The sequence below is a fragment of the Serratia sp. A07 genome, from assembly GCF_058725505.1.
The window spans coordinates 1-19,256 of the sequence record NZ_JBZXDO010000011.1 but is presented as its reverse complement, the minus strand read 5'-3'; the positions used below and the strand labels follow the sequence as shown (position 1 = coordinate 19,256).

Annotated in this window: 14 protein-coding genes and 2 pseudogenes; 10 read left to right on the top strand and 6 right to left on the bottom strand. The window is 55.0% G+C overall.

What is annotated here, in order from left to right:
* Positions 1 to 11 precede the first annotated feature (11 nt).
* Positions 12 to 824: a phosphate ABC transporter ATP-binding protein PstB gene (gene pstB / locus AC4PR2_RS13365; protein ID WP_004941613.1), complete on the top strand. Its 813-nt coding sequence runs from the start codon at positions 12 to 14 to the stop codon at positions 822 to 824.
* Between the two features lie 65 nt (positions 825 to 889).
* Here pstB and AC4PR2_RS13360 read toward each other — a convergent pair whose 3' ends face one another.
* Together AC4PR2_RS13360 and AC4PR2_RS13355 are read right to left on the bottom strand one after the other, a co-directional pair.
* Entirely contained in the window at positions 890 to 1,381 is a 492-nt protein-coding gene (locus AC4PR2_RS13360; protein ID WP_342169514.1) for a TIR domain-containing protein, read from the bottom strand.
* Positions 1,378 to 2,832: an SIR2 family protein gene (locus AC4PR2_RS13355; protein ID WP_033635522.1), complete on the bottom strand. Its 1,455-nt coding sequence runs from the start codon at positions 2,830 to 2,832 to the stop codon at positions 1,378 to 1,380. Before AC4PR2_RS13355 ends, AC4PR2_RS13360 begins: the two co-directional genes overlap by 4 nt.
* 376 nt (positions 2,833 to 3,208) lie before the next feature.
* Between AC4PR2_RS13355 and AC4PR2_RS13350 the strand changes: the two genes are divergently transcribed.
* The 7 genes and pseudogenes from AC4PR2_RS13350 to AC4PR2_RS13320 all read left to right on the top strand — a co-directional run bounded on the left by AC4PR2_RS13350 (position 3,209) and on the right by AC4PR2_RS13320 (position 13,939).
* Entirely contained in the window at positions 3,209 to 4,876 is a 1,668-nt protein-coding gene (locus tag AC4PR2_RS13350; RefSeq protein WP_330112975.1) for a ShlB/FhaC/HecB family hemolysin secretion/activation protein, read from the top strand.
* A gap of 60 nt (positions 4,877 to 4,936) precedes the next feature.
* The gene (locus AC4PR2_RS13345; RefSeq protein WP_197803461.1) at positions 4,937 to 10,864 is read left to right on the top strand and encodes a DUF637 domain-containing protein; all 5,928 of its coding nucleotides are present in this window, start codon (positions 4,937 to 4,939) and stop codon (positions 10,862 to 10,864) included.
* Entirely contained in the window at positions 10,864 to 11,244 is a 381-nt protein-coding gene (locus AC4PR2_RS13340) for a hypothetical protein (protein ID WP_049288535.1), read from the top strand. Before AC4PR2_RS13345 ends, AC4PR2_RS13340 begins: the two co-directional genes overlap by 1 nt.
* 168 nt (positions 11,245 to 11,412) lie before the next feature.
* Positions 11,413 to 12,888: pseudogene (locus tag AC4PR2_RS13335) on the top strand (DUF637 domain-containing protein); the annotation flags it as partial.
* A 2-nt stretch (positions 12,889 to 12,890) separates the two neighbouring features.
* Positions 12,891 to 13,265, top strand: a complete 375-nt coding sequence (gene imm2, locus AC4PR2_RS13330) for an Imm2 family immunity protein (protein ID WP_060441163.1) — start codon at positions 12,891 to 12,893, stop codon at positions 13,263 to 13,265.
* Positions 13,266 to 13,444: 179 nt separating this feature from the next.
* Positions 13,445 to 13,546: pseudogene (locus AC4PR2_RS13325) on the top strand (DUF637 domain-containing protein); the annotation flags it as partial.
* Between the two features lie 21 nt (positions 13,547 to 13,567).
* Complete coding sequence (locus AC4PR2_RS13320) at positions 13,568 to 13,939, top strand: DUF596 domain-containing protein (RefSeq protein WP_315985212.1); 372 nt, start codon at positions 13,568 to 13,570, stop codon at positions 13,937 to 13,939.
* 209 nt (positions 13,940 to 14,148) lie between these two features.
* Here AC4PR2_RS13320 and AC4PR2_RS13315 read toward each other — a convergent pair whose 3' ends face one another.
* The 4 genes from AC4PR2_RS13315 to purM form a co-directional block, all read right to left on the bottom strand.
* The gene (locus AC4PR2_RS13315; RefSeq protein ID WP_049271975.1) at positions 14,149 to 14,364 is read right to left on the bottom strand and encodes a hypothetical protein; all 216 of its coding nucleotides are present in this window, start codon (positions 14,362 to 14,364) and stop codon (positions 14,149 to 14,151) included.
* Between the two features lie 203 nt (positions 14,365 to 14,567).
* Entirely contained in the window at positions 14,568 to 15,119 is a 552-nt protein-coding gene (speG, locus tag AC4PR2_RS13310; protein ID WP_004941631.1) for a spermidine N1-acetyltransferase, read from the bottom strand.
* Between the two features lie 113 nt (positions 15,120 to 15,232).
* On the bottom strand, positions 15,233 to 15,871 hold the full coding sequence (gene purN / locus AC4PR2_RS13305; RefSeq protein ID WP_038873710.1) for a phosphoribosylglycinamide formyltransferase: 639 nt from the start codon (positions 15,869 to 15,871) through the stop codon (positions 15,233 to 15,235).
* Positions 15,871 to 16,908, bottom strand: coding sequence for a phosphoribosylformylglycinamidine cyclo-ligase (purM, locus tag AC4PR2_RS13300; RefSeq protein ID WP_308345263.1), 1,038 nt, complete (start codon positions 16,906 to 16,908; stop codon positions 15,871 to 15,873). The genes purN and purM overlap by 1 nt, the downstream gene beginning before the upstream one ends.
* Positions 16,909 to 17,163: 255 nt before the next feature.
* Here purM and upp point away from each other — a divergent pair, with 255 nt between their 5' ends.
* The gene (gene upp / locus AC4PR2_RS13295) at positions 17,164 to 17,808 is read left to right on the top strand and encodes a uracil phosphoribosyltransferase (protein WP_492175253.1); all 645 of its coding nucleotides are present in this window, start codon (positions 17,164 to 17,166) and stop codon (positions 17,806 to 17,808) included.
* A gap of 58 nt (positions 17,809 to 17,866) precedes the next feature.
* A complete protein-coding gene (gene uraA / locus AC4PR2_RS13290) occupies positions 17,867 to 19,156 on the top strand; it encodes a uracil permease (RefSeq protein WP_021504398.1) in 1,290 nt (429 codons plus the stop codon).
* The last annotated feature ends 100 nt before the right edge of the window (positions 19,157 to 19,256 follow it).

The window sequence follows — 19,256 nt, the reverse complement described above, 5'->3', positions numbered from 1 at the left end:
GGGAGTGCGTAATGGGTTTGATGACGCCAGGCAGTTTGCCCCGGCTGGATGTCCAGCATCTCGACGATGAACAGACCGCGCTGGCGGTCAACGGCCTGAACCTGTTTTATGGCGATAAACAGGTGCTGCACGATATTTCGCTGCGTATCCCGAAGCACCGGGTGACGGCCCTGATCGGTCCCTCGGGCTGCGGTAAATCGACGCTGCTGCGCTGTTTCAACCGCATGAACGATCTGGTGGACAACTGCCGTATCGAGGGCGAGCTGCAGCTGAACGGCGCGGCGATCTCCGGGGCACAGATCGACGTGGCGGCGCTGCGGCGGCGGGTGGGCATGGTGTTCCAGCGGCCGAACCCGTTCCCGAAATCGATCTATGAAAACGTGGTGTACGGCCTCCGGCTGCAGGGCGTGCGCGACCGGCGCTTGCTGGATGAGGCGGTGGAGCGTTCGCTGCGCGCCGCCGCGCTGTGGCATGAGGTGAAGGATCGGCTGCGCGAAAATGCGTTCCGCTTGTCCAGCGGCCAGCAGCAGCGCCTGGTGATCGCGCGCGCCATTGCCATCGAGCCGGAGGTATTGCTGCTCGACGAGCCGACCTCGGCGCTGGATCCGATCTCCACGCTGACCATCGAAGAGCTGATTTCCGCGCTCAAGCAGCGTTACAGCGTGGTGCTGGTGACGCACAACATGCAGCAGGCGGCGCGCGTCTCCGACTACACCGCCTTTATTCATCAGGGCCGGCTGGTGGAGTATAACGACACCGACGCCATCTTCACCTCGCCGCGCCAGCGCCGCACCGAGGATTATATTACCGGGCGGTATGGGTGAGGGCCTTTGGGTGATGAAAAAACGAAAGGCTGCACAATCATGCAGCCTTTTGTCTATCGGGGACATCAGTAATTTTCGCGGATGCGGATCGCTTCTTCTACCCACTTAGCCAGATTTTCTTTGATGTGGTTATAGACATTGGTGCTGGTCAGATATGGCGGATCATAGGCTTTGGCGATAGCGGAGAGTTTTGTGTCACCCAGCTTGATGTGATCCAACGGGTTTTTACCTTTCTCGGTTTGGTCGCCGGCGCTGTCTTTCAAATTGTGGATATACACCACCACCACGCCCATGCCTTTTTTCCAGGCCTCGCAGATTTCGAAGTTGATCCACTTGCGATTGGCGGTATCTTTACCCGCGAGAATCACGGCGCAGCTCCGATTGTCCAACTGGCCTTTGATCCAAGCGGCGATGGCGTCGTCCCCCCCTTTTTTCACTTCCTCCCAATCGTTATCCGTGGCCGGCCGGTTACCTTCCAGCGAGCCCATTTCGCGTATCTGAGAAGCGCGCCAGTTGTCCGGCTCATAATGGAAACTGTAAAAACATTTTCTGGTCATCGAGGATTATCCTTAGTAATGATATCGATAAGTGCCAACAGGCATGTTTTCTTCTCCGCCAGGCTGCCCGGCTCGTTAAGTTGATCCAGCAGATTCATGGCGACGGGATGGCGGTGATAGAGGGTGTCTTTCATCTCCTCCTTGATTTTTCGGTAGATCTCGGCGGATGCGCCGCCGGTACAACCGATAGGAATGCAGACGCAGCCTTGTTCCGCAGCGATGTGGAACTCTTTCAATAAACCGTCGGCCAGCACGCATTCGCCTTCGGCGTTACGCTTGTTGCCGAACAAAAAGACCGCGATGCCGCTGAGCGAAATCATGTTCTGGCGGTACTCGTGCCAAAGTGCCGGCAGCGTAATGCCCCCGCTGGCGAATTGGGGGAAAGGGCGCAATACCAGCTGGCTTTCGCTGATTTTCCCCCCACTGGCGTAAATGGCTTCCAATGCGCCGTTGATCACCGCCGTGCCCACGCCCCAACCGAAGCCGTTGACGATGCGGTACTGTTTGCGGATAAGCAGGCGCGCCAGGCGGTGTATGAACTGGATGGACTCTTCACGGGCATAGGGGTGGTAGTTGTCGGCGCTGCCGGAGATAAACACCGTGCTTTTCTTGAATTGCGTTTCGATGGCATACAGCAGGTCGGTGATTTGCCGATAGTCCTCCACCAGCAGCGTTTGAATGCCGTAACGGCGCAGATCGTTGATCATCAGGCTTTGTTTTCGGCTGTTGTAATCATAAGACGCCTGATCCTCGCTGCCGCTGTCGCCAGGCTGAACGCGCCGCATGATGCAGTAGTGGTTTCTTTTCCCTTCGCCGTACTGCGCGTAAAGGCGACTCAATACGTATTGCAGGTTGGGGTCTTCAAAGCTGAAACCGATAAACAGGAAGGTTTTGGCGGTCAACTCCGCCATCAGCATGTTGATAAAAGGAAGGTGTGTACGGGAGTAAGTTTCGTATTGTTCGCGGGTGATAATCGCCTGGTTGGGGGTTCTATAATCACCATGCATTTTATATAAGACAACATCGCGCTTGTGAATATTGTTGGTCAGACTTTCCGGCGTGGTTTTAACGTCGCAGACGCGATTATAACGGGCATAGGTTTTTTCAATCAGATCGTCGTAGTTGGTTGTCCAGAGTGACGCTATCGGCAATCTGGCAATGATCCGATGATTTTCAGTTTCTTCCGCTTGCTCAGCGAATTCTGTAATTATTTTTTGATTTATCTTATGCCGGTTGCCTTTTTCATTGAGATGATATTGAGCCAGAGAAATAAGGTCACTTTCTTTTTCTATATCCAGCCCCAATTCATAAGCGATATCACCGATAAGCTCTTTCCAGCTGACAAAACCGGCGGGTATGGACAGCCCGGCGCCGGCAAACAGCGCGGCGCTGCCAGCTTTGATATCATTAACGTAATCACGAATAAACAGTTCTATATCACGTTCTGGCATTAGGAAATCCTGATATTGTTCGAGGTTCTTGATTGGTTAGTTGTAAATTATGGCTTTCATGAATAATTGCATTAAACAAAATATCACGGTAAGACGGCGGGTTAATTTTGTAAACTTTATTTTTTATTTTTAGCGATATTGTGCGTGTTATTTAACTCTTGAATTTATTATTGGTAATTATTTGGGTTTTTAATTCATGTGTTAATAATATCCGCCATCAGGAAATGTGGCGGCAAGCTCGACAAAATATATTCCTGATGTTTAACCACGTTGTGAACTCGATCAAACAAAAACAATTCTCATTATCATTGATCGCCGGCGTAAAATGTATATACTTCGATAAGCTATGTAAACTAACGTAAATGGATGTGTTTAAATGTGTGCATGGAAGCCCGGGATTTGGCCTGCACTCTTGGCGCTCTGCGCTCCGGCGTGGTGTGCGGAGATCGCCAGCCCTGCTGACCGCGACAGCATTACCCAGCAGCAGAAAACGTTGCTGGAACAGGCGCAGCAGCAACGCGAGGCGCTGCAAAATAACGTTGAGTTGCCGGCCTTGCCGCTGCCTGTGTCGGCCGCCGCAGGGGCGGTTTGCCAGCCGGTGCGGCAGATCGTTTTTCAGGGCGCCGAACATCTTTCCTGGTCGGTGAAGGAAAGCCTGGTTCGCCCGTATCAAGGGCGCTGCCTGACGCTGGATCACATCAATCGTCTGGTGCGTGAAACCACCAATGCTTATCTGCAACGCGGCTATGTCACCTCGCAGGCCTGGCTGCAGGAGCAGGATATCTCCCGCGGCGTATTGACCGTGAGCGCCAGCGAAGGGCGAATCGAATCCATCACGCAGAACGGCGAGCAGACGCTGGCGCTGAAAATGGCGTTTCCCGGCCTGGTTGGCGACGTATTGAATCTGCGCGATATTGAGCAGGGCATGGAGCAGCTCAACCGCCTGCCATCGCAACAGGTGGCTATCGATATTCAACCCGGCGAACAACCCGGTTTTTCCAACGTGGTTTTGCTGCGTGGCGCCCGGCGCGCGCCGGTCTCTTTCTCTTTCGGCGCCGATAACAGCGGCCAGAGAAGCACCGGCACCGGGCAGATGAACGCCGCCTTCACGCTGGATAACCCACTGCGCCTCGCCGATCAATGGTCGCTTTCCGCAGCGCGCAATAACGATTTCAGCCCGCATTACCGCAGCCGCAGCCTGAACGGCGGCGTCACCTTACCCTACGGCTATTGGCTGTTCAGTTACCAGTACGCCTGGAACGATTTTTTCCAGCGGGTGCCGTTCAACGGCGCGGCTTACCGCTATCAGGGCAACAACCAGACCCAGCGTCTGGGCGCCAACCGCACGTTGCTGCGGGATGGCAAACGCAAGCTGGCCGTCGATATCGGGCTGGCGCGGCGTACCACGGAAAATAAGCTGGCGGGGGAACGGTTGGGCGTCAGCAGCCCGACGCTCAGCGTCGCCAGCCTGGGCCTCAATTACAGTGCGGCTGCGGGCGGCGGCTATATGACGCTGAACCCGACGGTAAGCCGCGGGCTGCGCATGCTGGGCGCTACCGCCGACGATCCGGAGCGCAACGGGGCGCCGCGCAGCGAGTTCCGCAAGCTTGGTCTCAGCGCCAGCTATTTCTATCCGCTCGCCCCCTCTCTCTACTACCTGACCTCGGCCTACGGACAAACCAGCGCAGACAACCTGTATGCCGGCGAGCGCATTTCCATCGGTGGGCAATACTCGGTGCGTGGCTTTAAAGAGCAGTACCTGACCGGCAATCGCGGCGCCTACTGGCGCAATGAACTCAACTGGCAATGGCAGACCTTGCCGGGGCTGGGGGAGCTCTCTTTGACCGGCGCGTTAGACGCCGGCTGGCTGCGGGGGCGCGCCGGGCAGATCGACGGCGGCAACGTCGCCGGCGCGGCGCTGGGTGCCACGTTAAGCGGCCGTTGGTTCAATCAGGCGATCACCGTCGGTAAACCGCTGACGCACCCAGACAGCCTGCAACCGGATCGTTGGGTGGCCTACTGGCAAGCCACCGTCACCTTATAACGCCAGCACACAGCAGGAGCGCCTCGGCGTTCAAAACAACATCCTTTCGAAGGAATGAATATGGATAAGCTCAACCCTCCGTTGGCGCGGGGCGCCAGCTATTTGCTGATCTACCTGACGGCTTTCCAGCCGTTGCACCCGGCGTTTGCCGCCGGCATTACCGCCGCCAACGGCAATACGCAGGTGGTTATCAAGCCGGGCGACGTGCCGGTGGTGAATATCGCCACGCCGAACGGTGCAGGCATCTCGCACAACACCTATAAAGATTTCAACGTTGGGCCACAGGGCGCCGTATTGAATAACGCCACGCACGGCGGCAAAACGCAGCTGGGCGTGGAAATCTCCAGCGCGCAGGGCAACACCTACCTGAAGGGAAAGCCGGCGGAGTTGATCATCAACGAGGTGATCGGCGGCAGTCGTTCCGAGCTTCAGGGCAAGCTCGAGGTGTTCGGCAACAAGGCCAACGTGATGATCGCCAACCCGAATGGCATCACCTGCGACGGCTGCGGCTTTATCAACGCGCCGGGCGTGACGTTAACCACCGGTAAACCGCAGTTCGACAAGCAGGGCGCGCTGGAAGCGCTGGAGGTGAAAAAAGGCGGTGTCACCATCGGCGGCAAAGGGCTGGACGGCAGCGGCGCCGACTATGTCGATATCATCAGCCGCGCCACCGAGCTGAACGGCAAAATCAACGCGCAAAATCTGTCGCTGACCCAGGGCGCCAACCGCATTAGCTTCAAAGACGGCAGCATCAAACCGATCGCCGGTGAAGGCGCAAAACCTGTGCTGGCGGTGGATACCAAAGCGCTGGGCGGCATGTACGCCAACAAAATCCGCCTGGTGGCCAACGAGGATGGGGTGGGGGTGAATCTGAAAGACCTCACCAGCAAACAGCGGGATATTACGCTGAGCGTTAACGGTAACCTGGTGCTTAACGGCACCACGCACAGCAAGGGTGATCTTAATGTCAGCGCCAAGGGATTGCACATTACGCGGGGTGCTGTCGTGCAGGCGGACGGCAACGCCACGTTGGCGACGACGACGCTGGTGAATGATGGGCAAACCAGCACCAGTGGCGATATGCGTATCTTTGGCGACCATATCCGCAACGCCGGGGAAAATGCCAAGCTGCACGCCAATAAAAATATGTGGATCCAAAAGGATGCGCAGGGCAACAAGGCTAAATCCGTCGAGAACCGTTCGGCGAAAATCCTGACCAACAGCGGTGACTTGGTTATACGCACGGAGAATTTGAACAATGTCAGGCAAGAGGTTCAAGCCGTTTGGAAAAATACTCCCGCTAACTCTAAAGCGTTCAATAAATCCTTGGTAGGAAGTTATTACGACTCACGGCAAGGTGTTGACGCTATTGTGCTGCTGGAGCCTGAACTGAAGGACTTTGGCATCGGCAGTTGGTTTGGCGAAATCAACCTGTCGAAAGGCGACAAGGTTAATGTGGGGAAAGACGAGTATCTTCTGGTGAAATCGCAGGCGCCGGGGGTGATAAATTCAGGCAACAACGCTTATATCAACGCGACAACGTTATGGAACGATCAGTCGAATATCAGCGCGGCCAAAGATCTGATCCTGACGGGGAACGATTTTACCGTAAAGAGCATTCAACTCGGCCAGAAAGATCGGTACTGGCGTCTGGGAACGAACACGTTTGGCGTTGGGGCGTTTGCCCGTGACGAAGATGCGCCTCCCGGAGATTGGGATCTGCTGTATGTCACGGAAAAAGCACCTTATACCAAGCAGCAGGAGCTTGTCGTCTGGCGAGCAAAGGGGCAGCAAAAATCATCGATTACCGCCGGCAATAATCTCACTGCGGATTTTAAAAATAAGATAGAGATCAGTACGCCGACGCCTCATGAAAATCAGCTGAATGAAGTGGTCACCTCCGGCAGGCCAGAGTCGCTAAAGGCACGGAATGTTCTGCTGCATGCCAAAAACATCGTCGGTACTGATGCGATTCGTGCCGACGGCAATATCACCGCGATTGCCGAAGATCGGATTGTTCTTGGGCAAGGCATTTTGGCCGCCGGAAAAGAGCTGTCTCTGACGGCGGTCAACGCCATCGACGCCTGGCAAAGTGAGCTGAAAGGGCAGGACGTCACGCTAAACGCCAAAAACGGTGAGATAAAGATACATTCCAGCGAGAAACCTCACTACTTCCGCCCTGACGGTTCGCGTTGGTTGGGCAGCCTTGAGGCTTCACGCGATCTGTCTCTCACGGCTGGCAGTACCATTACGTTGCTGAATACGCTGCTGGCGCCGCAAAGTCGCAATATCGCCATGACGGCTAACGGCAGCATTGCAATCGTAAAAAACAGCGCGTTGTTGGAGGGGCCGCTATTGGGGGGGCCGGTTTCTCCGGCTAAACGGCAGGAATACTTCAACCAGCTGTTGGCCAGTGGCCAAATGAGGGCAACGGGTTCGGTTCTGCTCAATAGCGGTGGCTATCTGGCGCTCCGCGGCGCCAAGATTAATGCGGACAAGGACGTTACGCTGTTAGCCGCCCATAACGCCGATCTTAACTACCGTGAACTTGACGGCCGATTCAATGCGCTTTTCCCTGTGTCGCGCACGCCTGAACTGGGTAGCCGGGTACACGCTGGCGGCAACCTGCTGATTAACTCTGCCCGCGACATCGGCACCCAGGGCGGCACGCTGTCCGCCAACGGCAACATCACGCTACTGGCCGGGCAGAACCTGTGGCTGTCGAACGTGGCCTATTCCGCCATCGATGCCGGCAACGACAACAACAAAGACGATCGCCATGTGGTCACTACCCTCAGCGCCGGGAAAAACCTGACTGCGTCGGCGAATAACCAACTGCTGACTTACGGCGCCATGCTGACCTCCGGCGCCAACATGACGCTGACCTCCGGCGGCGATATGCGTTTCGAGGCGGTGCAAAATCACACTTACCGCGAGGGCGGCAACGAGTTCACCGAAACCCGTACTCAGCAGGGCACCGAGCTGAATGCCGGCGGTCTTATGACGGTGATTTCCGGCGGCAGCATTCTGTTCCAGGCGACCAAACTGGTGGTTAAAGGATTAGGGGCGAACTGGAAACCGTCGGTGGCGGTGACGGATTGGGGGAGTCGGATAGCCATTGCAGAACAGCAGCTTCAAAATGCACAGCAGCGTATCAATCAGGCTCTGCAGGACAAGAGCCGGGCTGAACAAGCGAAAAACAGTAAAAGCAATGAATTTAATACGTTGCAGCGTGACATTGATACGCTAAGACAAAGACAAGCAGATAATTTAAGGAAGATTCAGGAATTTTCCGCCAAGCATGGCAAGTTAATGGAAATTAACGATTGGGGTTTATGGCAACAAAGTGCCGCCCTCGCTGCCGAGGGTATCGGCATCACCCATGAACTCTTGGAAAAAGAGAAGCGTGCGAATATCCTTCCGAATGAAATAAATGCCGAGCAATCAGCGTTCAATAACGCGCAACAGCGCCTTACTCAGGCCACGCAAGATCGCGATGGCGCTCAATCACGCCTGGCAACCGCCCGCAACGAGGCGAAAAGCAAAGGGGCGGACGAGGCCAAACAAAAAGCCCAGGTCGATGCCCACAATCAGGCAGAGGCCATGCGTGTCGGCAATATGGATATTGCCGCCAAGGGCGGCTATCTCTACGCCCAGGCGATGGAAGAGTCCAGCCATTACGAGAAAAAGGAAACCAAGCGCAAATGGTGGGGCAAGAAAACCGAGGTTAAGCAGACCCGCCACGACGTGACCAACAAGGTTACCGAGTTTACCGCCGCCGGCAATATCACGCTGATGAGCCGCGACGACAGCACCTATGAAGCCAGCAAAATCGCCGCTGGACAAAACGCACGCCTGACCAGCTCCCGTGGCCAGGTTAACTTCCGCGCGGTGAAAAACACCTCTTTCGAACAGACCGTCACCAACTCGAAAGGCTTCTTTATCAAGCAGGCCAACAAAGGGTACGAAGACAATAAGTGGGTACTGCCGAGCATTCATACCGGTGGCGCCTTGATCGTAGAGGCCGCCAAGGGCGTCAGCGCCGATGTGAAGGTGAAAAACGGCCAGGCGCTGCAAAGCGCCATCGACGCCCTGGGCAATACGCCGGGCACCACCTGGGTCAAAGATCTGAACAAGCGCAACGACGTGCAGTGGAGCAAGGTCAAAGACGCCTACGACAGCTGGGATTACAAGAGCCAGCACCTGAACCCGGCGGTGGCGGCGGTGATCGCCATTGCGGCCGCGGCGGTGACCGCAGGCAGTTCACTGGCGGCCACGGCAGCCTCCAGCGTTTCCGGCGCCGTGGGCGGCGGGGCGGTAACCAGCGGCGCGGTCACCGCCGGGATGTCTTCGCTGGCCTCCCAGGCGGCGGTGGCGCTGGTGGAAAACCAGGGCAACCTGTCGAAAACCCTGCAGGCGCTGGGTAGCAATGAGAACGTCAAGGCGACCGCCACGGCGATGGCGATCGGCGGCGCGCTCAACGGTTTCGACAGCGCGATGGGCTGGAGCAAGGACGCGGCGGGCAAACCGCTCAATCCAAACAACGTCAAACTGCCGCAGCTGAGCAACGGCGACTGGAGCAAGGTGGCGCAGCGGGTGGCCGGGCAATCGGTCATCAGTTCCAGCCTGAATACCACCATCAACGGCGGCAGCTTCAAGGACAACCTGACCAATGCGCTGCTGGCGAACATCGGCAGCCAGGTTCAGGCCGAGGGCGCCAATCTGATCGGGGATAACGGTCAGGTTCTCAATATACCGGGCCGGGCCGTAAGCCATGCCGTTCTAGCGGGCGTGGCCGCAGAAATCGGTAAGGGCAATGCCAAAGGCGCAGCGGCAGGGGCGCTGGCGGCGGAGCTGGCCGGGGTGATCATCAATGATAATCTGGTCAGAAGTGAAGGTTGGCAAGAGTGTCAGGCTCAAATCAGCCGCGTAGCGGGCGCCTTTGCAGGGGCTATCGTAACCGCCAAAGCCGCAGGCGCCACCAGCGGTGCAAATGCGGGTGAGTTTGTCGAGCGTTTCAATCGGCAGCTGCACCAGGAAGAACTCAACGCCATTAAAGCGTTGGCTAAGGGCGACAAGGAAAAAGAAGCGCGTCTGATGGCCGCATCCTGCCGAAAAGTCGCCTGCACCACGCAGGAAGCGCTAAACTCAGATGAGCGCAAGCAGTTTGAAGCCCTGATGAATCAGTATCCGTCAACGCGGGATGAAGACGGCCTTATTGCCAACTACTGGGTACAAAAAGAGCGCCAGCGTTTCGGCAACTATCCGGCGTTTGCTGGCTATGACAGCGAAAAGTTATTCACGTATGATTTGGGCGACCAGATAACCGACGGCCAGCTGTTTGCTCGCAACCAGCAGATAGAACAAATCAGCAAGTTGACCGGTTGGTCGCCGGACTGGGTGAATGCCTCGGTGATGGCGGTCTCTGTCGCCAGTACGTTTGCCGGTATGGGGAAAGCGAACGTCGGCAACCAATACCTGTCATCCAAACTGGTAGGGCCAACCAGCGCCTGGAAAGGGTATCTGGTCAATGAGAAGACGGTTCAGCAGGCAGCAACGTTCAGGCAGCAGGTATTGGATGCCAGGGCACCGTTCTCACAAAAGATCAGGAAAGGTGGGAATGCCGCCGTCGCGCAAATTGATATCCCCGGTATGCCAAAGACACTTGCGGCGCACAGTGGGATCGATAAAGCAGAGAATAGTTTTATAGGAAAAGGTAGCGGCAATTTTAAATTTAAAACCATCAATAGCGGGGATGGTAAACCAATACCAAGAAATACAGACTCGGAATACAAAATTCTGGACAACCTGGCTGATAAGTTGGGTGGCAATGTGTCTATCAAAGGTAAAGTCACTATTTTCACTGAACGTGCTGCCTGTGAGAGCTGCTTGGGTGTTGTGGACCAATTTCAGAAAAAATACCCAGGGATTAAAGTGGATGTCCTTGATAATAACGATGTAATGCTAATTCCTAGGAGGTTGAAATAATGGATGATGAGCGTATGACTTACGGTGAAATAAGAGAAATGGTACTGGGGTGTTTCTATGATTGCTGTAGAAACATTCTTGACATTAACCAAAAAACAGGTGAAAAATCATCTTATGATGGTTTGGAAATTGGATATGCAGCCTATCAATATGAAAATACTCCTTTTTCGCCAATAGAAAAGTTAATGTTCAAGGTTTTTCTCCTAATTTTAATGGCCGGAAGAGAACCGGGAGAGGTGGAAAATAACATTCGGAGTGTTATTAAACAGATTATAAATGAATATCCTCTGGGTGTTTTGACTGAAGATATCTCTGAAAAAGAAAAAAGCGATTTGCTTTATGATATGGAGTTGCTTGGATTGCTTGATAAGCCCGAGTAACCTTCCAGCTCCTAACAGTTTGAGATTAAGCACGTTTTTTTCATGCGGGGGGCTAGCCAAGGTAAAAAGTACCACTATAGGCCACGGTTGACGGAAATCTAACGCCCATGCGAACGGCTCTTCGGAGCCGTTTTCTCTTGATGTTGTATTCCATATAAACGCCGATAGGACGCGGCGGGCAAACCGCTCAATCCGAACAACGTCAAACTGCCGCAGCTGAGCAACGGTGACTGGAGCAAGGTGGCGCAGCGGGTGGCTGGGCAATCGGTCATCAGCTCCAGGCTGAATACCGCCATCAATGGCGGCAGCTTCAAGGACAACCTGACCAATGCGCTGCTGGCGAATGTCGGCAGCCAGGTTCAGGCCGAGGGCGCCAACCTGATTGGGGATAACGGTCAGGTTCTCGATATACCGGGCCGGGCCGTAAGCCATGCCGTTCTGGCGGGCGTGGCCGCAGAAATCGGCAAGGGTAATGCCAAAGGCGCGGCGGCCGGGGCGCTGGCGGCGGAGCTGGCCGGGGTGATCATCAATGATAATTTGGTCAGAAGTGAAGGTTGGCAGGAGCGTCAGGCTCAAATCAGCCGCGTAGCGGGCGCCTTTGCAGGGGCCATCGTAACCGCCAAAGCCGCAGGCGCCACCAGCGGTGCAAATGCGGGTGAGTTTGTCGAGCGTTTCAATCGGCAACTGCACCAGGAAGAACTCAACGCGATTAAAGAGTTGGCTAAGGGCGACAAGGAAAAAGAAGCGCGTCTGATGGCGGCTTCATGCCGAAAAGTAGCTTGCACCACGCAAGAGGCGTTGAACTCAGACGAACGCAAGCAGTTTGAAGCCCTGATGAATAAGTACCCGTCAACGCGGGATGAAGACGGCCTCATTGCCAACTACTGGGTACAAAAGGAGCGTCAGCGCTTCGGCAACTATCCGGCGTTTGCCGGCTATGACAGCGAAAAGTTATTCACGTATGATTTGGGCGATCAGATAACCGACGGCCAGCTGTTTGCACGCAACCAGCAGATAGAACAAATCAGCAAGTTGACCGGTTGGTCGCCGGACTGGGTGAATGCCTCGGTGATGGCGGTCTCTGTCGCCAGTACGTTTGCCGGTATGGGGAAAGCGAACGTCGGCAACCAATACCTGTCATCCAAACTGGTAGGGCCAACCAGCGCCTGGAAAGGGTATCTGGTCAATGAGAAGACGGTTCAGCAGGCTGCTGCATTCAAAAACCAGGTTACAGAACTGAGGGCTGGTCTACCATCAGACTGGAAACGTGGTGGCAACGTTGCCGTGGCCAATATTGATATATCTGGAATGCCAAAGACACTTGCGGGTCACAATCTCATAAATGTTGAAGGGAAAGGTTTTGTTGGAAAGGGAAAAGAAAATTTCAAATATGAGACTTTGCTTACTGATGATGGTAGACCAGTACCAAGACGTATAGACTCTGAATATAAAATATTGGATAACTTAGCTGATAAATTAGGAAGTAATTATTCTGCTAAAGGTTCTGTTACTATTTTTACAGAAAAACCTGCCTGCGACAGTTGCTTGGGCGTTGTTAAACAATTCGAGAGTAGGTACCCTGGGGTGAAAATTAACGTTTTGGACAATAACGGAGTGCGTTTGATTCCGGGAAGAGGTAAATAACAATGAGTGTGATGAATTATGATGAGATAAGAAATAGCTTTGCCCATTCAAGTTACGTTTATTGCAGGGAGATAATTGACCTATTGAAAGATGGGGATAACCATGGGGTTTGTGATACATCTGATCAGGCGTTTGCGTATGAGTCATTAGAAGGTTCGTTTGAAGAACCTATAGAATGCCTCATGCTTGAGCTAGTGACGCTCATCTTTATGGCTGGTCGATGTAGTGATAAAACAGTAAAGTTCCACACAGATATCATATTAAAAATTTTATCCGAAAATGATTTATTCGAAATGCTTAAGGATGTAACTGAAGATGACAAAAACGAAATTTTAAACGATCTTCGATTGCTTGGCTTGATCGATAAGCCTGAATAAAAGGATGCTCGTGTGGATTGATGTGTTTTGTCTATCGTCTGGATCCATGACAGCGACTATGAAGATTGGATCTAACCCGCACACAGAAATGGCTCTTCGGAGCCGTTTTCTCTTGATGTTGTATCCCATATAAACGCCGATAGGACGCGGCGGGCAAACCGCTTAACCCGAACAACGTCAAACTGCCGCAGCTGAGCAACGGTGACTGGAGCACGGTGGCGCAGCGGGTGGCCGGGAAATCGGTCATCAGCTCCAGCCTGAATACCGCCATTAATGGCGGTAAAAAATTAAATCAAATTTCGATGAGGGCTACCATGTTGTATAGCGATGAACAATACAAACTGTTTAGAGAAGAGTTGGATGGTGCTTCCATTGGAACCGTATGGTCAGCTATGAGAGCTGATAATTTTGATAGAAACACATTGTCCTACGAAGAAAAGAAAAACTATTTTTTCGACTTAATTCATCACCTTATGGCTGAAGGGAGAGTAAGGTTAGGTAAGCATGGCCAATTCCTTGAGGGAGACATTGAAGAACAGGTAACACATTACAAAGCTGTATTCCCTAAGACAGAAGAGGAATGGAAAAAAAATGAAGACATTTGGTTCTATGAAGAGGAATGCCCTGGTGGTCTTGTCTGGATTCATGAAGACGGCTATCAAGATTGGACGTAGTTACTGATACTATCTGTAGTATGATAAGCTGTTAACAGATTATAAAAAGCCCGCAAAAGCGGGTTTTTTATTACGCAGCAATCAAAAAATAACACATTGATTTTTTCAAATCATTCAGTTTGCAATACATACACATTGCAGAAATATTCGCTTTGATAATGAATACGGCGCATATATTGCTCTGTAATATCTACGATGAAATTTGATTTTTAACGTCCCCGCCCCGAAACCCGCAGCACTACCCCCACCAGCAGCAACGCAGCCCCCGAGGCATAGAGCGGGAACCAGCGCGTCCACCAGAGCGGGGAAAATAGCGGGGTGCTATTGGGATCTGCAGGCGCGTAGCCGCTATAGGTATTCAGACCGGCGGCGATGGCGAGCATCGCCAGGCCGATAAAAAGCAGCAGGTTTGAGACGGTTGTCATGGCATTTTTCCTTTGTAGAGGCAGAGGGTAACTCTTACTATCACTATTAATTATTGTTCGATTAATTATCTCGGATGAATATTATTTATTTCCGCATTCATCAGGCTATTTCCTGACGATAAAATAACATCCATTAATACTAGTCGCTTATTTTCCAATAAAAAACCCGCTTTCGCGGGTTTTCACTTTTTTCTCGCGAATTGTCACTTCACCAGCGGCTTATCATTGGGCGTTTTGAACTTCGCCAGATATTGCGGCTGGAAGATGCACATGCGCAGCACGGTGCGGTATTCGCCGTTGACGAAGAACTCGTCGATCAGCTCGCCTTCCACGTTGAATCCCAGCTTGCTGTAGATGTGGATCGCCTTCGGGTTCTCCTTGTCGACGATCAGGTACAGCTTGTACAGGTTCAGCACCGAGAAGCCATAGTCCATCGCCAGACGGGCGGCGGTGCTGGCGTAGCCTTTGCCCTGGTGGGCGGGATCGATGATGATCTGGAACTCTGCGCGGCGGTGGATGTGATCGATCTCCACCAGCTCCACCAGGCCGACCTTGGCGCCTTCGTGCTCGATGATAAAGCGGCGCTCGCTCTGATCGTGGATGTGTTTATCGTAGAGATCGGAAAGCTCGACAAAGGCTTCGTAGGGTTCTTCAAACCAATAGCGCATAACGCTGGCGTTGTTGTCCATCTGGTGGACGAACGACAGATCGTCCCGTTCCAATGGGCGTAACCTGACGCTGGCAGTGCTGGACATGTGGGCTCCTCTGTGCCGTGAAATTGTGCAAAGTATAACTTCACAGAATGGATGAAGGCGAAAAAAAACGGCGCCGCGTGGGCGCCGTTTAGGCAAGGTTCAGGCTGCGCGCATCAGTCGGCGGCGTGGCCCTGCTCAGGCAGGCGTTCGCCGTCCAGCCAGGCGGCGCCATCGCGCATCGCCAGGCGGCCGTCGACGAACCAGCTCACCACCAGCGGATAGATCGTGTGTTCCTGGGTTTGCACCCGTTCAACCACGTCATCCTCTTCGTCGTCAGCGAAAATCGGCACCTTGGCCTGCAAAATCACCGGGCCGCCGTCGAGCTGTTCGGTCACGAAGTGCACCGAGGTGCCGTGTTCGCTGTCGCCGTTGTCGATGGCCTGACGGTGGGTATGCAGCCCCGGATATTTCGGCAGCAGGGAAGGGTGAATGTTCAGCAGGCGGCCGGCATAACGCTGCACGAACTGCGGGCTGAGGATGCGCATGTAGCCGGCCAGCACTACCAGATCGGGCTGGTACTGGTCGATAGCGTCCGCCAACGCGGCGTCGAACGCCGCGCGATCGGCGTAAGCCTTGGCATCCAGCGCCTGAGCGGCGATGCCCGCCGCCTCGGCGCGCTGCAGGCCATAAGCCTGCGCCTTGTTGCTGAACACCGCCACGATCTCGGCGGCGATGCGGCCCTGCTGGCAGGCGTCAATCAGCGCCTGGAGATTGCTCCCCTGGCCGGAGACCAACACCACGATCTTTTTCATCAGTTGATGACCACTTGTTGTTCGTCGGAAGAGGCGGTCAGTTTACCGATTTTCCACGCTTTTTCACCTGCCGCGGTCAGCAGCGCGATGGCCGCTTCCACTTCGGCTTCCGGCAGGGCGATGACCATGCCTACGCCGCAGTTGAAGGTGCGGTACATTTCATGACGGCTGACGTTACCGGCCTGCTGCAGCCAGGTGAACACCGCTGGCCACTGCCAGCTGGCTTCGTCGATCACCGCCTGCATGCCTTCCGGCAGCACGCGTGGAATGTTTTCCCAGAAGCCGCCGCCGGTGAGGTGAGCGATGGCGTGGACGTCCGCCTTCTCGATCAGCTCCAGCACGGACTTCACGTAAATCTTGGTCGGCGCCAGCAGGTGGTCGGCCAGCGGTTTGCCTTCCAGCTGGGTGGCGGTCGGATCGGTGTTGCTCACTTCCAGGATTTTGCGCACCAGCGAGTAGCCGTTGGAGTGCGGGCCGGAAGCGCCCAAGGCGATCAGCGCGTCGCCGGACTGCACTTTGCTGCCGTCGATGATCTCGGATTTTTCGACCACGCCGACGCAGAAACCGGCCACGTCGTAATCTTCGCCGTGGTACATGCCCGGCATTTCAGCGGTTTCGCCGCCCACCAGCGCACAGCCGGACTGTTTGCAGCCTTCGGCGATGCCGTTGATCACGCTGGCCGCGGTGTCCACATCCAGCTTGCCGGTCGCGTAGTAGTCGAGGAAGAACAGCGGCTCGGCGCCCTGAACCACCAGATCGTTGACGCACATCGCCACCAGATCGATGCCGATGGTGTCGTGGCGTTTCAGATCCATCGCCAGACGCAGCTTGGTGCCCACGCCGTCGGTACCGGAAACCAGCACCGGCTCGCGGTATTTCTGCGGCAACGCACACAGGGCGCCAAACCCGCCCAGACCGCCCATCACTTCCGGGCGACGGGTCTGTTTAACTACACCTTTGATGCGATCTACCAATGCGTTGCCTGCATCGATATCGACACCTGCGTCTTTATAGCTGAGAGAGGTTTTGTCGGTCACTGCGCGATTCCCCACGACGGTTTGCGGTTTGAAAACTGTGCTTCCGATGTTGATTCCGGAATAAGGCGCGGCAATTCTAACAGCGCAGGCAAACGTTTGCGAGCGGCTTGTGAACCGGCTCCGCTTTTTCGTCATCTATACTGATATTCAAACTTTTGTTGATCCCGATCGGACTATTGTGGGTGGCGCGGCGAAAAAAAGGAGGTATAATCCCGCGATTTTTTTGGCCGCAACCACCTTAATAGGAGAAAAATGATGAAGATCGTTGAGGTGAAACACCCGCTGGTAAAACACAAGCTTGGCCTGATGCGCGAAAATGACATCAGCACCAAACGCTTCCGTGAGCTGGCCTCAGAAGTGGGTAGTTTACTGACCTATGAAGCGACCGCCGATCTGGAGACGGAAAAAGTCACCATCGAAGGCTGGTGCGGGCCAGTTGAAGTGGATCAGATCAAAGGGAAAAAGATTACCGTAGTGCCGATCCTGCGCGCAGGACTGGGCATGATGGAAGGGGTGCTGGAGCATGTGCCGAGCGCGCGCATCAGCGTGGTGGGCGTTTACCGCGACGAAGAAACCCTGGAGCCGGTGCCGTACTTCCAGAAGCTGGTTTCCAACATCGAAGAGCGCATGGCGCTGGTCGTTGACCCGATGCTGGCCACCGGCGGTTCGATGATCGCCACTATCGATCTGCTGAAGAAAGCCGGCTGCCACAGCATCAAGGTGCTGGTCCTGGTGGCGGCGCCGGAAGGCATCGCCGCGCTGGAGAAAGCGCACCCGGACGTTGAGCTGTACACCGCCTCCATCGATCAGTGCCTGAACGACAAGGGCTACATCGTGCCTGGCCTGGGTGACGCGGGCGACAAGATATTTGGTACCAAGTATACATTTGAGCCGACTTAACGAGTCGGCTTTTTTTTGACTAAAACCTATAAAACCAATAAACCGAGGAAAAGCACACATGACCCGTCGCGCCATCGGCGTCAGCGAGCGCCCGCCGCTGCTCCAGACCATTCCGCTCAGCTTCCAGCACCTGTTCGCCATGTTCGGCGCCACCGTGCTGGTGCCTATCCTGTTCAAGATCAACCCGGCGACCGTGCTGCTGTTCAACGGCATCGGCACGCTGCTGTATCTGTTCATCTGTAAAGGCAAGATCCCGGCCTACCTCGGTTCCAGCTTCGCGTTTATCTCGCCGGTGCTGCTGCTGTTGCCGCTCGGTTATGAAGTGGCGTTGGGCGGTTTCATCATGTGCGGCGTGCTGTTCTGCCTGGTGGCGCTGATCGTGAAAAAGGCCGGCACCGGCTGGCTGGACGTGATGTTCCCGCCGGCGGCGATGGGGGCGATCGTCGCCGTCATCGGGCTGGAGCTGGCGGGCGTGGCGGCCAACATGGCGGGGCTGCTACCGGCGGAAGGTACCAGCGCCGACTCGACCACCATCACCATTTCGCTGGTGACGCTGGCGGTCACGGTGCTCGGCTCGGTGCTGTTCCGCGGCTTCCTGGCAATTATCCCGATCCTGATCGGCGTGCTGGTGGGCTATGCGCTGTCGTTCTTCATGGGCGTGGTGGATTTGACCCCGATCCGCGAGGCGCACTGGTTCGCGCTGCCGACCTTCTACACCCCGCGCTTTGAGTGGTTCGCCATCTTCACCATTCTGCCGGCGGCGCTGGTGGTGATTGCCGAGCACGTCGGCCACTTGGTGGTGACCGCCAACATCGTGAAAAAAGACCTGATCCGCGATCCGGGGCTGCACCGTTCGATGTTCGCCAACGGTATCTCGACGGTGTTCTCCGGCTTCTTCGGTTCCACGCCGAACACCACCTACGGCGAGAACATCGGCGTGATGGCCATCACCAAGGTCTACAGCACCTGGGTGATCGGTGGCGCGGCGGTGCTGGCTATCCTGCTGTCCTGCATCGGCAAGCTGGCGGCGGCGATCCAGGCGGTGCCGGTGCCGGTGATGGGCGGCGTTTCGCTGCTGCTGTACGGTGTGATCGGCGCCTCGGGCATTCGCGTGCTGATCGAGTCCAAAGTGGATTACAACAAGGCGCAAAACCTGATTCTGACCTCGGTGATCCTGATCATCGGCGTGAGCGGCGCCAAGGTGCATATCGGCGCGGCGGAGCTGAAAGGCATGGCGCTGGCGACCATCGTCGGCATTGGCCTGAGCCTGTTGTTCAAGGTCATCAGCCTGTTCCGCAAGGAAGAAGAGGTGCTCGACGCGCCGGATGAACCGGCGGAGCAGAAGTAACGAAAAGGGCAGCCCAGGGGCTGTAATGCTTGTCAGTTAAGCTTTTGAGGAAGCCGCAACGTATAACGTTGCGGCTTCTTTTTTACTGCCCGCGGGTAAT

Coding starts and splice junctions, on each gene's coding strand:
- AC4PR2_RS13345 (WP_197803461.1), top strand. CDS start 4,937: ATGGATAAGCTCAACCCTCCGTTGGCGCGGGGCGCCAGCTATTTGCTG.
- AC4PR2_RS13350 (WP_330112975.1), top strand. CDS start 3,209: ATGTGTGCATGGAAGCCCGGGATTTGGCCTGCACTCTTGGCGCTCTGC.
- upp (WP_492175253.1), top strand. CDS start 17,164: ATGAAGATCGTTGAGGTGAAACACCCGCTGGTAAAACACAAGCTTGGC.
- uraA (WP_021504398.1), top strand. CDS start 17,867: ATGACCCGTCGCGCCATCGGCGTCAGCGAGCGCCCGCCGCTGCTCCAG.
- speG (WP_004941631.1), bottom strand. CDS start 15,119: ATGTCCAGCACTGCCAGCGTCAGGTTACGCCCATTGGAACGGGACGAT.
- AC4PR2_RS13355 (WP_033635522.1), bottom strand. CDS start 2,832: ATGCCAGAACGTGATATAGAACTGTTTATTCGTGATTACGTTAATGAT.
- AC4PR2_RS13340 (WP_049288535.1), top strand. CDS start 10,864: ATGGATGATGAGCGTATGACTTACGGTGAAATAAGAGAAATGGTACTG.
- imm2 (WP_060441163.1), top strand. CDS start 12,891: ATGAGTGTGATGAATTATGATGAGATAAGAAATAGCTTTGCCCATTCA.
- purN (WP_038873710.1), bottom strand. CDS start 15,871: ATGAAAAAGATCGTGGTGTTGGTCTCCGGCCAGGGGAGCAATCTCCAG.
- AC4PR2_RS13360 (WP_342169514.1), bottom strand. CDS start 1,381: ATGACCAGAAAATGTTTTTACAGTTTCCATTATGAGCCGGACAACTGG.
- pstB (WP_004941613.1), top strand. CDS start 12: ATGGGTTTGATGACGCCAGGCAGTTTGCCCCGGCTGGATGTCCAGCAT.
- AC4PR2_RS13320 (WP_315985212.1), top strand. CDS start 13,568: ATGAGGGCTACCATGTTGTATAGCGATGAACAATACAAACTGTTTAGA.
- AC4PR2_RS13315 (WP_049271975.1), bottom strand. CDS start 14,364: ATGACAACCGTCTCAAACCTGCTGCTTTTTATCGGCCTGGCGATGCTC.